At 65.5% G+C, this 14,276-nt stretch carries 16 protein-coding genes and 1 pseudogene; 3 read left to right on the forward strand and 14 right to left on the reverse strand.

Annotation, left to right across the window (positions count from 1 at the left end):
* The 3 genes from EO99_RS0101915 to EO99_RS0101925 form a co-directional block, all read right to left on the reverse strand.
* The gene (locus EO99_RS0101915; RefSeq protein WP_029616958.1) at positions 1-777 is read right to left on the reverse strand and encodes a 3-hydroxybutyrate dehydrogenase; all 777 of its coding nucleotides are present in this window, start codon (positions 775-777) and stop codon (positions 1-3) included.
* Positions 778-885: 108 nt separating this feature from the next.
* Positions 886-1,371, reverse strand: coding sequence for an NUDIX domain-containing protein (locus EO99_RS26535; RefSeq protein ID WP_077067023.1), 486 nt, complete (start codon positions 1,369-1,371; stop codon positions 886-888).
* 112 nt (positions 1,372-1,483) lie between these two features.
* Positions 1,484-1,882: a RidA family protein gene (locus EO99_RS0101925; RefSeq protein ID WP_029616960.1), complete on the reverse strand. Its 399-nt coding sequence runs from the start codon at positions 1,880-1,882 to the stop codon at positions 1,484-1,486.
* Positions 1,883-2,035: 153 nt separating this feature from the next.
* On the opposite strand from EO99_RS0101925, the gene EO99_RS0101930 reads away from it, so the two are divergent.
* A complete protein-coding gene (locus EO99_RS0101930; RefSeq protein ID WP_029616961.1) occupies positions 2,036-2,629 on the forward strand; it encodes a TetR/AcrR family transcriptional regulator in 594 nt (197 codons plus the stop codon).
* A gap of 10 nt (positions 2,630-2,639) precedes the next feature.
* On the opposite strand, the gene EO99_RS0101935 is transcribed toward EO99_RS0101930, so the two are convergent.
* The 6 genes and pseudogenes from EO99_RS0101935 to EO99_RS0101955 all read right to left on the reverse strand — a co-directional run bounded on the left by EO99_RS0101935 (position 2,640) and on the right by EO99_RS0101955 (position 7,756).
* Entirely contained in the window at positions 2,640-3,464 is an 825-nt protein-coding gene (locus EO99_RS0101935) for a metallophosphoesterase family protein (RefSeq protein WP_029616962.1), read from the reverse strand.
* Between the two features lie 13 nt (positions 3,465-3,477).
* A complete protein-coding gene (locus EO99_RS28165) occupies positions 3,478-4,077 on the reverse strand; it encodes a diacylglycerol/lipid kinase family protein (RefSeq protein ID WP_051679654.1) in 600 nt (199 codons plus the stop codon).
* 27 nt (positions 4,078-4,104) lie between these two features.
* Positions 4,105-4,452 (reverse strand): annotated as a pseudogene (locus tag EO99_RS28620) (diacylglycerol/lipid kinase family protein); the annotation flags it as partial.
* 84 nt (positions 4,453-4,536) lie between these two features.
* On the reverse strand, positions 4,537-5,547 hold the full coding sequence (locus tag EO99_RS0101945) for a 2-hydroxyacid dehydrogenase (protein ID WP_029616964.1): 1,011 nt from the start codon (positions 5,545-5,547) through the stop codon (positions 4,537-4,539).
* A gap of 107 nt (positions 5,548-5,654) precedes the next feature.
* A complete protein-coding gene (locus EO99_RS0101950) occupies positions 5,655-7,313 on the reverse strand; it encodes a PQQ-dependent sugar dehydrogenase (protein ID WP_029616965.1) in 1,659 nt (552 codons plus the stop codon).
* Positions 7,310-7,756 (reverse strand): DUF2231 domain-containing protein, encoded by a 447-nt coding sequence (locus EO99_RS0101955; RefSeq protein WP_029616966.1) that lies wholly within the window; start codon positions 7,754-7,756, stop codon positions 7,310-7,312. Before EO99_RS0101955 ends, EO99_RS0101950 begins: the two co-directional genes overlap by 4 nt.
* Before the next feature lie 160 nt (positions 7,757-7,916).
* Here EO99_RS0101955 and glpK point away from each other — a divergent pair, with 160 nt between their 5' ends.
* On the forward strand, positions 7,917-9,410 hold the full coding sequence (gene glpK, locus EO99_RS0101960; RefSeq protein WP_029616967.1) for a glycerol kinase GlpK: 1,494 nt from the start codon (positions 7,917-7,919) through the stop codon (positions 9,408-9,410).
* Between the two features lie 25 nt (positions 9,411-9,435).
* Here glpK and EO99_RS0101965 read toward each other — a convergent pair whose 3' ends face one another.
* From EO99_RS0101965 to EO99_RS0101985, 5 genes are all read right to left on the reverse strand, one after another.
* Complete coding sequence (locus EO99_RS0101965; protein ID WP_235776733.1) at positions 9,436-10,047, reverse strand: SH3 domain-containing protein; 612 nt, start codon at positions 10,045-10,047, stop codon at positions 9,436-9,438.
* Position 10,048: 1 nt separating this feature from the next.
* Positions 10,049-10,543, reverse strand: coding sequence for an invasion associated locus B family protein (locus EO99_RS0101970; RefSeq protein ID WP_029616969.1), 495 nt, complete (start codon positions 10,541-10,543; stop codon positions 10,049-10,051).
* Positions 10,544-10,964: 421 nt separating this feature from the next.
* Positions 10,965-11,288, reverse strand: a complete 324-nt coding sequence (locus tag EO99_RS0101975; protein ID WP_081851955.1) for a type II toxin-antitoxin system RelE/ParE family toxin — start codon at positions 11,286-11,288, stop codon at positions 10,965-10,967.
* Positions 11,285-11,542: a type II toxin-antitoxin system ParD family antitoxin gene (locus EO99_RS0101980; RefSeq protein ID WP_029616971.1), complete on the reverse strand. Its 258-nt coding sequence runs from the start codon at positions 11,540-11,542 to the stop codon at positions 11,285-11,287. The genes EO99_RS0101975 and EO99_RS0101980 overlap by 4 nt, the downstream gene beginning before the upstream one ends.
* Before the next feature lie 76 nt (positions 11,543-11,618).
* On the reverse strand, positions 11,619-12,323 hold the full coding sequence (locus tag EO99_RS0101985) for a glutathione S-transferase N-terminal domain-containing protein (protein ID WP_029616972.1): 705 nt from the start codon (positions 12,321-12,323) through the stop codon (positions 11,619-11,621).
* Between the two features lie 271 nt (positions 12,324-12,594).
* On the opposite strand from EO99_RS0101985, the gene EO99_RS0101990 reads away from it, so the two are divergent.
* Positions 12,595-14,268 carry a BCCT family transporter gene (locus tag EO99_RS0101990; protein ID WP_029616973.1) on the forward strand — a complete coding sequence of 558 codons (1,674 nt, stop codon included), beginning with the start codon at positions 12,595-12,597 and terminating at the stop codon, positions 14,266-14,268.
* Positions 14,269-14,276: the final 8 nt, after the last annotated feature.

A 14,276-nucleotide genomic window follows, 5' to 3' on the forward strand; every position in this document is an offset into this window, starting at 1 on the left:
TTATTGAGCGGTCCAGCCGCCATCGATCGAAATATGCGTGCCGGTGATCTGCCGCGCCGCGTCGCTGGCGAGAAACACGGCCGTTGCCGCGACTTCCTCGATGGAGACGAATTCCTTCGTCGCCTGCAGCCGCAGCATCACCTCGGTCTTCACTTCGTCCTCGCTGATGCCGCGTTCCCGGGCCGTATCCGGGATCTGGCGTTCGACGAGCGGCGTCAGCACATAGCCGGGGCAGATCGCGTTGACGGTAATCCCGAATTCGGCAAGTTCCAAGGCTGCTGTCTTCGTAAAGCCTAAAATACCATGCTTGGCAGCCACATAGGCGGATTTGTAGGGGGAGGCCACCAGCGCATGCGCCGAGGCCACGTTGATGATGCGGCCCTTGCCCTTCGCCTTCATCAGCGGGATCGCCGTGCGGGTGGTGTGGAAGGCGCTCGTCAGGTTGATGGCGATGATGCGGTCCCACTGCGCGGTGGGAAAATCCTCGATCCTGGCGACATGCTGGATGCCGGCGTTGTTGACGAGGACATCGACCGAGCCGAAGGTTTTTGCCGCCGTGCCGATCAGGTCTTCGATCTCCTCCGGCTTCGTCATGTCGGCGGGGTGATAGATCACCCGCCCGCCGCCCAGCACCTCCAGCTCGCGCCGCACCGCCTCGATCGCGTCGGGCTCGCCGAAGCCGTTGATCACCACATGGCAACCCTCGGCCGCAAACGCCTTTGCAATGCCGAGCCCGATCCCGCTGGTGGAGCCGGTGACGACGACGGTTCTGGACATGCCTGACCTCCCAAATCGCGGTGTTCTTGTTGCACCGCAGTGATTTGCCGAAGTTATGCGCAAATGGGAGGCGCTGGCAATCGGGCGTGGGTATTGGAGCGGTCGCGGTCAGATCATCTGGAACGTGCCGGTCCGCTCAAAGGCCTGGAAGGCGTCGAGGCTCCGACGCATGCTGGGAAGCGTGTCTGGCAGGGCGTCCAGGGGGAACCAGTCCACCGCCTTGGATTCCGCGTCGGTGACGGTCGCCACGCCATCGAAATCCTCGGTGTAGAACATCATCGCGAAGAACTGGCAGACATCACCGTTGGGGAAGGTGATGGTTTCGAACTCTGGATTGCTGGCAAACCCGAAGGGCCGAAGGTTCCAGATGCGCAGGCCGGTTTCCTCCATCGTCTCCCGGACGGCGACCGACATCAGGTCCTCTCCTTCTTCCGCGTTACCACCCGGAATACCCCAGCGATCGAAGTCGCTCCGATGTTGCATGAGCACGCAACCGTCCTTTCGCCTCACCACCACGCGAACGCCCGGGACCAGGACTAAGGCGGAGCCGATCCTGGCGCGCAATTTTCCGAGATAGCTTTCCGCAAAGCTCAATATCGTACCCTCCGGTCATCGACGCCAAACGCGCCGAAGAGCACCGATACAGGAAACCTGGCGGCTTTTCGATCCGCCAGGACAGGCAATTGTTGCCTTGTATCGCAGCCCGCTAGCTGCCTTGCGGAATGCGGGCGATGACCTTGATCTCGAAATCGAAGCCGGCCAGCCAGTTGACGCCGACGGCCGTCCAGTTGGGGTAGGGCGGCGCCGGGAAGACCTGGTTCTTGACGGCCATGATCGTCTCGAACTGATTTTCGGGGTCCGTGTGGAAGCTCGTGACATCGACGATATCGTCGAGGGTGCAGCCTGCCGCCTCCAGGACGGCCGCCAGGTTGTCGAAGGCACGTTCCACCTGTGTCCGGAAATCCGGTTCCGGCGTCCCGTCCTCGCGGCTGCCGACCTGGCCGGAGACAAACAGGAGGTCGCCGGAGCGGATGGCAGCGGAATAGCCGTGCGCTTCGTAGAGTGCATGCCGTTTGGCGGGGAAAATGGCCTGGCGCTGGGTCATGTCTGGCTCCATTCGTGGGGGTTGCCGGAAAACCGCCGAAGCGCCGGCCTTCACACCGGTCGCTCAAGTTGATATACGGTTCGTATGTAAGGTAGAAACATACGCGACGTATGTCAATTCATATACGCGGCGTATGTTGATTTTGGAAGAGCCATGGCCACGAAGCGCGCGCAGATGATGGAGGAGAACCGGGCAAGGCTGATCACTGCTGCCCGCAAGGCCTTTGCCGAACAGGGCTATGCGTCCGCCTCGATGGACGAGTTGACCGCAAACGCTGGCCTGACGCGCGGCGCCCTCTACCATAATTTTGGCGACAAGCGCGGACTGCTGGCCGCCGTGGTCAACCAGATCGACGCGGAAATGGCGACGCGCGCCCAGGAGATCGGAGCGCAGGCCGGCGATGGCTGGCAGGCCCTGCTGGCGGAAGGGGCCGCCTACATCGAGATGGCGCTCGAGCCGGAGGTGCAGCGCATCGTGCTGCTCGACGGGCCTGCCGTGCTTGGCGATCCGTCGCGCTGGGCCAGCCAGAACAGCTGCCTGGAGGTGACGCAGCAGACGCTCGAGCGGCTGATGGCAGAAGGGGTGGTAAAGCCCGTGGATCCGGAAGCGGCGGCCCGGCTGATCAACGGCGCGGCGCTCAACGCGGCGCTCTGGGTCGCGGCGTCCGATGAACCCCGCAATGTGCTGGCAAAGGCCACCGATGCCTTCCGGGCCCTGGCAACCGGCCTTCTCGCAAAGCCGGTCTGATACGGCCAGCTCACCGGCCGGGGATAGGCCCAGCCGCATGGGTTCGGCTCGTCCAGTCCTTGCCCTGCCATTCGCGCACCGTCACCGAGATCAGGCCCTCGGCGATATCTACGAGGTTATAGGCATTGGCGTGGTCGCGCAGGCGGGTGGAGATGGCGGAGGCGGCCTGCAGGACCATGATCGGGGCGGCGGCCGCCTGCAGCGGCCCCTCCGTCTCGCCGGTCACGACGTGATGCTCGCGCATGTAGGACATGTGAAAGTGGCCGGAGAGGACGAGGCGGACGCCGAGCCTAGCGAAACAGGCCAGCGCCTCGTCGGCGCGCCTGACCAGCCGCATCGGACGGGCCATGGCGATATCCGGCTGCAGCAGGGGATGGTGCGCGACGACGATCCGCAGGCTCTCCGGCGCGCTGCCGGCAAACCGGGTCTCCAGGGTCTCCAGCTGATTGGTGCTGATCGAGCCATGCGCCCAGTTGAGGCCCAGCCGAAACCGGCGCGACGTCTTCAGTCCGGCGATGGCGATGCCCCGGGTGTCCAGGAAGGGCTCCAGGTCCTGCGCTATGTGACGGCGGTAGTGCCGATAGGGATCGGCAAAGCGCAGGGCGAGGTTGCGGGCCGGAACGTCGTGGTTGCCGGGCACCGCAAAGACCGGGGCCGGAAGCGCCTCCAGAAAGGCCTGGGCAACTTCAAACTCGGCGCGCGATCCGACCTGGGTGAAGTCGCCGCTGACGACGATCAGGTCCGGCGCATTCCTCTGGATGTCGGCGAGAAGGCTGTCGGCGAGGTCGGCGTCATGATGGCCGAAATGCAGGTCGGAGAGATGGATCAGCCGCATTGGTCCGGCGCCCTCATGCGTGTTCCGAGGCGTGGTCGACCGCCGGCGCCAGGACGCAGAGCGCCCGGGGGCGGATCGAGAAGGCGAGCGGCATGGCCATCCGCTCCACCTCGCCGTCGATCATCACCTCCACCTCGCGGCGCTTCGTGCGGATCACCGCCTCGGTGACGTCCTCGATCACCAGGGCCTCATCCTGCCGCCAGCGTCCGAGCAGCATCTCGAGGGCGAGCCAGACGAGACCGCCAAGGCTGAGGCGCTTCAGGAGGTAGAGCGTCAGCGTGCCTCGGTCGAGCCTGCCCCGCGAGAAGAAGCGGCCGACGCCCTCGTCATAGGCATTGTTGGCGATGGCCACCGAGTGGACGCGCTCGATGCGCTTGCCCGCCCGGGTCTCCGCCCGGGTGTCGGAATGGGGCAGGTCGATCTCGACGGCGATCCGCCTTGCCCGGCCGATGCGGCGGATCGACCGGCGGGCGAAATGCAGCTTGCCGACGAGCGACCGGTCGCCGCGCATCTCCTCGCGGACGGCCGCGATGCCGGGAAAGGTGCCGATCACCGCCTTGTGCAGGAAGACCCGGCCGTTCACCTCGCCGACATCGATGCGATGGGGCTGCATCTCGGAGAGGGCGCCGATCGCCGCATCGACGTCGAGGGGAATGCGCAGGTCGCGCGCCAGCAGGTTGGCGGTGCCGAAGGGAAGGAGCGCGAGGCTTTTGTCTTTGTCGATCAGCGCGCTGGCAATGGCGGTGGCGGTGCCGTCTCCGCCGGCCGCGACGATGACGCCGGCGGTGCTCTCCAGAGCCTTTGCGATCCGCTCCTCCAGGGGCCGCTCGTCATCGGCGTCGAGGGTGAAGTCGAGGCCCGCTGTGCGAAATTTCTCCGCCAGGACATCGGTTGTGATGCCGAGCGTCGCGGCGGTGCCGGCGCGGGCGTTGAAGATGATGTGGAACCTCAGGAGCGCATTCCATCTCTGCGAGAACCCGCGGAAAATCCGGCGGGGAGTTGGCTCCTTCTATGCGCCGGGTGTGAAACGCCTGCGACAGGATCGCCTTGGCTCGAGAAGAATCAGGGCCTGTCAGCCCTTGCCGGCGAGAAAATCGACGGTCACCGCGTGCAATGGCCGGCCCGTTTCGCGAAAGGCCGCAATGTTGCCGATCGTCGTGTCGGCGATCGCTTCCAGCGCCTCGTGGGTGAAGAAGGCCTGGTGGCCGGTGATCAGCACGTTGGGGAAGGTCAGCAGCCGGGCAAAGACGTCGTCGCGCAGCATCTCGTTGGAGAGGTCCTCGAAGAAGAGGTCGGCCTCTTCCTCGTAGACGTCGAGGCCGAGGCTGCCGATCGTGCCGTCCTTCAGGCCCGCGATCGCCGCATGGGCATCGATGACGGCGCCGCGGCTGGTGTTGATCAGCATGACGCCGGGTTTCAGGAGCGGCAGGGTGTCGCTGCGGATCATGTGGTAGGTGTCGGGCGTCAGCGGGCAGTTGAGGCTGAGGATGTCGGACTCCCGGAAGATCTCCTCGCGCTCGACATAAGTCATGCCGAGCGCCAGGCAATCCGGGTTCTGCTGCAGGTCGTGGCCGAGCAGCCGGCAGCCGAAACCGGTGACGATGCGGGCAAGCACGGCGCCGATCTTGCCGGTGCCGACGATGCCGAAGGTCTTGCCTTGAAGGTCGAAGCCGAGCAGCCCGTCGAGCGCGAAATTGCCCTCGCGGACGCGGTTGTAGGCGCGGTGGATCTTGCGGTTGAGCGCCAGGATGATCGCCATCGTGTGTTCGGCGACGGCGTGCGGCGAATAGGCCGGCACGCGGGCAACCGTCAGGCCAAGCTCTTCGGCCGCGACCAGATCGACATTGTTGAAGCCGGCGCTGCGCAGGGCGATCAGCTGCACGCCGTAGTCGGCCAGGCGTTCCAGGACGGGGCGGGAGAGGTTGTCATTGACGAAGGCGCAGATCGCCGCGGAGCCTTCGGCAAGCGCCACCGTTTCCAGCGACAGCCGCGCCTCGCAGTACTGGAGGTCGAGACCGGCCTGCCAGCCGCGATCGAGGAAGTGGCGGTCATAGGGCTTGGTGCTGAAGATGGTAACCCGCATGGCTGTCTCTCCGCGTGCGCCGCTTGTCGAGTTTCGGGGACGATGCCATGGGAGCCGCCAGGCGTCCAGATTGCCGGCGCCTGCAAGGGGCGCCGGCTCTCGTCTGGTCAGTCGGTATCCTCGACCGCGGCCGGCGGCTGGACGGCCGGGGCAATCTGCGGCTGCGCCGGCTGCGTCACCGTCTCGCCGTCTGTGGTGCCGGGGCCAGGAGCGGCCGGCGCCGGCGTGACAACGCCGGGAGGCGTGTCACCGGACGGTGCGGCACCCGTCGGGGCCGGTGAAACCCGGCCGGTCGTGCCGCCAGCTGCGCCCGGGGCCGCATCGGGGGCGGGCTGGACGGCCGGAGGTGTCGCGGCCGTGCCTGCCGCGGGTGCGGTGGCTGCTGCCGCGGTCGGGGACGCGTCGGTGGCGATCGGCTCGGGGATCACCGTGCCGTCGGCCGGCGCCACGCGCCAGACCGCGTTGCCGGCATCATCGGCCACCAGCAGCGCGCCGGTGCCGTCGATGCCGACGCCGACCGGGCGGCCGCGGGCGCTGTCGCCGTCGAGAAAGCCGGTGACCACATCGACCGGCTGGCCGGACGGCATGCCGTTCTCGAAGGGAATGTAGATCACCTTGTAGCCGTTGAAGGCGCTGCGGTTCCAGCTGCCGTGCTCGCCGACGAAGGCGCCATTGGTAAAGGGTTCCGGCATGGCCGATCCCATGGCGAAGGTCATGCCGAGCGCTGCGACGTGGCTGGAAAGCGCGTAGTCCGGCGCGATCGCCTGTTCCACCATCTCCGGCCGCGGCGGATGAACGCGGGCATCCACATGCTGGCCGTAATAGCTGTACGGCCAGCCGTAGAAGGCGTTCTCCTGCACCGAGGTCATGTAGTCCGGTACGAGGTTGGGGCCGAGTTCGTCACGCTCGTTGACGACCGTCCACAGCGTTCCCGTTTCCGGGTGGATGGTCAGGCCGTTCGGATTGCGCAGGCCCGAGGCGAAGATGCGCGCCGCACCCGTTTCGCGGTCCACCTGCCAGATCGCGGCGCGACCCTTTTCGGCCTCCATGCCGCGTTCAGCGGCATTGGAGTTGGAGCCGACGGAGGCGTAGAGGAACTGGCCATCGGGGCTGAGCGCCAGGTCCTTCGTCCAGTGGTGGTTGATCGGCCCGCCGGGCAGCGGCGTCAGCACGCGCGGCTCTTCGGTGATCGAGTCCTGGCCGAGTTCATAGGGGTAGGCGAGGATGGCATCGGCCGCCGCCACATAGAGCGTGTTGTCGGCAAAGGCGACGCCGAAGGGGGAATTGAGGCCGGTCAGGAGGTCGTGGCGCTCGTCGACGGTGCCGTCGCGATCGGCATCGCGCAGAAGCGTGATCAGATTGCTTTCCTTCTGCGGGCCACCACCGCCGCCGTGGGCGATCGACATGATCCAGCCGCGGATCAGATCCTTCGGCCGCTCGGTCGGCTTGCCGCCAGGCGCCCGACCCTGGACGACGAGCACGTCGCCGTTGGGCAGCGTGTGGACGGTGCGCGGGTTGGCAAGGTCCGTCGCATAGGCCGTGACGGTCAGACCCTCCGGCACGGTCGGCGTCTCGCCGTCCTGCCAGCCGACCACTTCGGCGACCTTCAGGTCGGGAAGCAGCTGGCTCTGCGGTTCGGGCAGCACGGGATCCGGGCCGAGCTGCTGGGAGATGTCGAAGTCGGAGCCTTCGTCGCTGCAGCCGGAAAGCGCCAGCACGGCGGCGGCAGTCGAGGCGAGGGCGAGGGTACGGAAATGGCGGTTCATCGTTCAACACTCCAGATTACGCGGGACCGTTTCCGGGCGGCGAGCAGCACCGTCACCAGGATCATGGCAACCGTCAGGGCCGATACGATGAGGCCGTTCGGGACGACCGCCGGCCAGCCGTCGTTGGCGTGGATCAGGCTGTTGAGGAAGGCGAGCGCCAGCACGACAATGTAGGCGATTGCGGCGGCCCAGCCGGGGCCGACCATCCGCGTCGAGCGGCGCGCCATGTCGATGGCGCCGGCGAGGAGGCCGAAGCCGCCGCCGACGAGGCCTGCCAGCAGCAGCCAGGACGAGAAGTTCTGCCACATCAGGAAGGACGTCTGCCAATAGATGATATCGGTGAAGAGCGTCAGCGTGAAGCACACGAAGGGGAAGGGAACGAAGAGCGAGCTGACCGCAAATCCGGTCCTCCCGGTCGTCGTCGTGGAATAGCTTGTTGTCATGGCGGCGCCTCAGGTTGCAGAGGATGGGATGATGCCACTACGGCTGACGGCGCTATTTGTTCCCGCCGAAGTGGCCGGACCGTTCGGCAGCCGTTGACACGTCTTTGTCGCATCTGCTCAAACCTTTGGCAGGAATGGCATGAGGAGGGGGAGGACCGGAATGGCTGGTTATGTGTTGGCGATCGACCAGGGGACGACGTCGAGCCGGGCGATCGTCTTTGACGAGAGCATGAAGATCGCGGGCGTCGGGCAGAAGGAGTTCACCCAGATCTTCCCGAAGTCGGGATGGGTGGAACACGATCCGGAGGAGATCTGGGGCTCGGTGGTGCTGACGATCCGCCAGGCGATCCGCAAGGCGGGTATCCGCGCCGCCGATATCGCGGCAATCGGCATCACCAACCAGCGCGAGACGGTGGTGGTCTGGGAGCGCGAAACGGGTCAGGCGATCCACAATGCCATCGTCTGGCAGGACCGGCGCACCGCAAGTCTCTGCGAGGAGATGAAGGCCGACGGGCTGGAGGAGGTCTTCACGGCGAAGACCGGGCTGCTGCTCGATCCCTATTTTTCCGGCACCAAGCTGTCCTGGCTGCTCTCCAACGTCGAGGGTGCACGAGCACGCGCCGCCAACGGCGAACTCTGCTTCGGCACGATCGACACCTATCTGATCTGGCGGCTGACAGGCGGCAAGAGCTTCGTCACCGACGCCACCAATGCCTCGCGCACGCTCCTCTACAACATCGCCGAGAATGCCTGGGACGAGGAGCTGCTGAGGATCCTCGACATTCCGCCGGCGATGCTGCCGGAGGTGAAGGACTGCGCCGACGACTTCGGCGTCACCGAGGCGCGCCTGTTCGGCGCCGCCATCCCGATCCTCGGCGTCGCGGGCGACCAGCAGGCGGCGACGATCGGGCAGGCCTGCTTCACGCCCGGCATGATCAAGTCCACCTATGGCACCGGCTGTTTTGCCGTCCTCAACACCGGACCTGAGATCGTGCCGTCGCAGAACCGGCTCTTGACGACGATCGCCTACCGGCTGAACGGCAGGACCACCTATGCGCTGGAAGGCTCGATCTTCATTGCCGGTGCCGCCGTGCAATGGCTGCGCGACGGGCTCGGGATCATCCGGAGGGCAGAGCAGACCGGCACGCTCGCCGAGAGTGCCGACCCGGAGCAGAACGTCTATCTGGTGCCGGCCTTCACCGGGCTCGGCGCGCCGCACTGGGACGCGGAGGCGCGCGGCGCGATCTTCGGGCTGACCCGCAACACCGGACCGGCGGAGCTTTCGCGCGCCGCCCTGGAGGCGGTCTGCTACCAGACCCGCGACCTGCTCGACGCCATGCACAAGGACTGGAAGAAGGCCGGTAGCGAGACGGTGCTGCGCGTCGACGGCGGCATGGTCGCCTCCGACTGGACGATGCAGCGGCTTGCCGACATTCTCGACGCCCCCGTCGACCGGCCGACGATCCTGGAGACCACGGCGCTGGGAGCCGCCTGGCTTGCCGGATCGAAGGCCGGCGTCTGGCCGGACCAGGCGGAGTTCGCGCGCCGCTGGGCCTGCGAGCGGCGGTTCAAGCCGCAGATGGAGGAGAGCGTACGGGCTGCGAAGATCGAGGGCTGGAACAATGCGGTGCGGCGGACGCTGGGCGGCCTCTGAGCCGCCCGGATCCGTTCCCCCCAATCTATTCGAAGCGTTCGCCGGGATAGACGCCCCAGAGCGAGGACTGATCGACGTAGCCTTCCACGCCGGCCTTCCGGAGCGCGACCGCGCACCAGGCGCCGTCGCAGGATCGCACGGCCATCATCACCTTTGGCTCCAGCTGTGCGGTGACGCTCGCGCTGTCGGAGGGACGTCCGCGCAACGCGACCGGCTCCTTCAGCCAGGGGCCGACCAGTGCCGATCGTTCTCCCGACAGCAGCGAGCCCGACATCCAGCCGCTGACGCCGTCATGGTCGCGCACGCGCCGCCAGTTGCCGTATTCCTCGGTGATCTCCAGCGGCATGCCGGGGTGGGTATAGAGCCACGCCGTCGGGTAGTCCGTCGAAGGCCCGACGCGCATGCGCGCCTGCCGCGCCTTCAGGGACACGTAGCGTGGCACAGGGAAGCCGGTCTCGCGACCCTTCTTGAAACCTGCCACCGATGACGGCTGGGCCTGTGCGGTCGTCGCTGACGGCAGGTGCAGGACGAGCGCAAGGGAGAAAGCGGCCGCACCCAGCACGGTAAGCCGCCAGGCCCGCAGGCCGAACCTCATCCAGACCGGCCGATGGCCAGGCTGCTGCTGACTGACGTGCATGTCAGTTGCACTTCTGCACTTCCTGGAGCGCCGCGGTCACGCCGTTCAGGGAGAAGGTATAGCTGGTATCGGTGCCGCGCTGCGAGGTCGCCTGCAGCACCAGCTGGCGTCCGGCCCGCATGGCGTTGACCATCTCCGGCTCGGCGGCCTGGTTTTTCACCCAGGCGGCGTTTTCCTTCGGGCGCATGCTGAAGGACTTTTCGTCGACGTTGACGCGGATGTCGGCGTCGGGCTTCAGGCTGTAGCCCATGATTGCCTGCGGCGCGTAGCTGGAATTGCTGGCCGGTGCGATCAGCAGGAAGTTGTCGCCATGGTTGACGTTGGAGGGCTGTGCCGTGACCGGCACGGACAGCGCGTAGCAGTTCTTCTGGCCGCCGGCGGTGTAGGAATAGACGCCCCAGGCATCAAACTGCTTGATGCGGGTGGGCTGAGCGCTGGCGACCGCGGCCGAGCCGAGAATGAGCGAAAGAGCAAAGCAGCTTGTCCGAGCGAACATTATGCCTCCATCTGTGTCTGTGCGGTGGGTTTTGGCCCTCATCTGTTGCGGGGGACCGTCTCAAACGAGGTTCTAATACAGCTCGTGGCGGTTACCGGGAAGTTAACTTTCAGGCCGAAATCATGTCCCGGGCGTCACAAAGAGGTGAGCGCTGCTCAACTTTGACACGGGTTTGTCGGATATGAGCCGCTGCCGGGGCGCTTTTGAAACCCTGATTTTACGGGTCGTTCATCGTCCGGACGGCATCGAAGGGAGTGCTGCTGCTGACCGTAGCGTCTTTTTTTCTGGGGCAACCCCACAGGGGAGGGGCTTAAGGCGAGGCGCCGCCGCAGGTCCTCTCCCCTTGTGGGGAGATGCCCGGCAGGGCAGAGGGGGCCTTGCGTCCCGGCACCCCATAGATCAGACCAGCTTAGGCAGCAACTCATGGGAAGTCTGTCGTCCATTCGATGATGTCTTGATCGAGAGCGCCATCAACAACGCGGACAATCCGGATGTCGGCGTCCGAGGCTGCGTAAAGAACCAGCCACCGCTGAACCACCAGCATACGAGCGTCCGCCGCTATCTCCGGCTTTGCAGGGCCGAGATATGGGTAGTCTTTCAGTCTGAAGATGCCTCGCTCGATAGCGCTGAGGACAAGCGATGCTCTCGCATCACCGCTCGTTGTCGCCACCCATTCCCAGATGTTCATCAGATCGTGACGCGCCAGCCGGGAAAACAGAATCGGCCGCGGCACCATCCGGTTCATGCCTTGCGAGCCATACGAGATCGGCCTTCGGCGATCACGCTGTCAATGTCGAGCGGCGCGTAATCACCACTCTCTTCACCCTTGCGCCACGCATCACGAAGTTGATCAAGATCCTGATGCTGAGTGACGTTGACGGCTTCCATGAGGCGCAAGGCTTCCTCGACAACCTCTGTCGAGGAGCCGAACCGGCCGGACCTGACCTGGGCGTCGACAAATTCGGCGAGGCGGTCGTTCAGGGAGATGTTGAGCTTCACTCTGAGTTCCCTCCGGTTGTCCGACAATCATAGGCGCGCCGGCCGAATTGCGCAAACCGTCCGACCGGGCTCTGACCTACGCCCGTGCCGGAATGTTGAGCCCACGCTCCACCGCCGGCCGCGCCAGGCCGCGCTCCAGCCAGTTAGGGACGGTCTTCAGTTCGTCGTAGCGCACGAGGTCGCTGGCGCCGTAGAAGCCGATGAGGTTGCGGGCCCAGCCGAGCATGGAGATGTCGGCGATCGTGTAGTCCTCGCCCATGATCCAGTCGCGACCTTCGAGGCGCGTCTCGAGGACGCGGATGATGCGGGCGGATTCCTTGACGTAGCGCTCCAGCGGGCGCTTGTCCTCGATCTCCCTGCCGGCAAACTTGTGGAAGAAGCCGAGCTGGCCGAACATCGGGCCCAGCCCACCCATCTGGAACATCAGCCACTGGATCGTCTCGTAGCGACGGGCCGGATCGGCGGGCAGCAGCTTGCCGGTCTTTTCGGCCAGATAGATCAGGATCGCACCGCTTTCGAAGAGCGCCAGCGGCTGACCGCCGGGGCCGTCGGGATCGAGGATCGCCGGGATCTTGCCGTTCGGGTTGAGCGACAGGAATTCCGGGGTCCAGGTTTCATTCTCGCCGATGTTGATGAAATGCGGCTCGTAGGGCAGGCCGGTCTCCTCCAGCATGATCGACACCTTGACGCCGTTCGGGGTCGGGGTGGAGTAGAGCTGCAGGATGTCGGGGTTCTGCGCCGGCCAGCGGCTGGTGATGGGATAGGCGGAGAGATCGGCCATCGGGTACCTCGAAGGTTGCTGATCTTGCCACTATAGATTGGACGGTACGGCGCGCCAGCTGTGGCAGTGGCTTTTTTGTGGCAATATTGTGGCGTTGGGGTTGCCGTTTAATGATCGCTGCGCCATGTACCGCCTCCTGATGCTGCTCAGCCTCGCGCCCTCGGGCGTCAGAGGCGGCAGCCTTTCGCGCGTGCCTTCTCGTCCTCCGGATGTCCGCCGTTCAGGGCAGACTTCCTTGGTTGGCACCGTCCGCAAGAGAATGGAGCAAATCATGAGCGATCCGGTCGCATCCGAGCCAGACGAAGCCGTTCCTGCCCCCGAGGGAAGGACGCAGATCATCGAAACCGATTACGAGATCGGTCAGGACAATACCAGTTACCGTCGCCGCTTCGTCCTGGAATTCGACATCCACAATGTGGTCTTCACCGTCTCGGCTCTCGGCATCGTCGCGTTCACCTTCCTGACGCTGATCTTCCAGACAACGCTCGGGCCCGTCTTCGTGGCCGTGCGCGATGCGCTGACCTCGAATCTTGCCTGGTTCTTCCTGCTGGCCGGCAACATCCTGGTGCTCGCCTGCATCCTCCTGATCTTCCTGCCGCTCGGGCGCGTCCGCTTGGGTGGACCTGAAGCCACGCCTGATTACAGCCGCATGTCCTGGTTCTCGATGCTCTTTGCCGCCGGCATGGGCATCGGCCTGATGTTCTACGGCGTCTCCGAACCGCTCGGCAACTACACGGCGGCCTTCGGCGGACCGGTCTTCGAAGACGGCGTGCGCACCGACTGGGCGCCGCTCAACGGTGCCGTGGGCGACACGGAAGGCGCGCGGCGCCTGGCCATGGCGGCGACGATCTTCCACTGGTCGCTGCACCCCTGGGCGATCTATGCGGTTGTGGCGCTGTCGCTCGCCCTCTTTGCCTACAACAAGGGCCTGCCGCTCACGCTGCGCTCGATCTTCTATCCGATCTTCGGGGAGCGGGTCTGGGGCTGGCCGGGCCATATCATCGACATCCTCGCGGTGTTTGCGACCATCTTCGGCCTCTCGACCTCGCTCGGGATCGGCGCCCAGCAGGCCGGGGCGGGGCTCAACTTCCTCTTCGGTCTGCCCGCAAGTTTGGGGATGATCGTCTTCCTGGTGATCATCATCACCGGGATCGCCATCGCTTCGGTGGTCGCCGGCATGGACAAGGGCGTCAAGCGGCTGTCCGAGATCAACATGATGCTCGCCCTGCTGCTGCTGGTCTTCGTCATCCTCGTCGGGCCGACCATGCAGATCCTGCGCGGCTTCTTCCTCAATCTCGGCGCCTACGTGCAGTATCTGCCAGCGCTGTCCAATCCGTTCGGGCGTGACGACGACAACTTCCGCCAGGGCTGGACGGCCTTCTACTGGGCCTGGTGGATCAGCTGGTCGCCGTTCGTCGGCATGTTCATCGCCCGTGTCAGCCGCGGCCGCACGGTGCGCGAGTTCCTGATCGCGGTGCTGTTGATCCCGTCGCTGGTGTCGACGCTCTGGATGACCGCACTCGGCGGCACGGCGATCAGCCAGGTGGTCAACGAAGGCCTGAGCTCGGTCCAGGACGCGGCCTTGGAAATCCAGCTCTTCGAAATGCTGGCCCATCTGCCGCTGACGCAGATCACCTCGCTGATCGGCATCGTCCTGGTCATCGTGTTCTTCGTCACTTCGTCGGATTCCGGCTCGCTGGTGATCGACACGATCGCCGCCGGCGGCAAGGTCAATGCCCCGACGCCGCAGCGCGTCTTCTGGGCGAGCTTCGAGGGCCTGGTGGCCATCGCGCTGATGCTGGGTGGCGGTCTTGCCGCGCTGCAGGCGATGGCGGTCTCGACGGGCTTCCCCTTCGCCATCGTGCTGCTCGGTGCGACCTACTGCCTGTTCAAGGGGCTGATGGACGAACCACGACCGGCATCGGGCAAGCCGAAAACGGCCTGAGTGACAGG

Origin of the sequence: Pseudorhizobium marinum (assembly GCF_000705355.1) — a bacterium.
GTDB classification, from domain to species: domain Bacteria; phylum Pseudomonadota; class Alphaproteobacteria; order Rhizobiales; family Rhizobiaceae; genus Neorhizobium; species Neorhizobium pelagicum.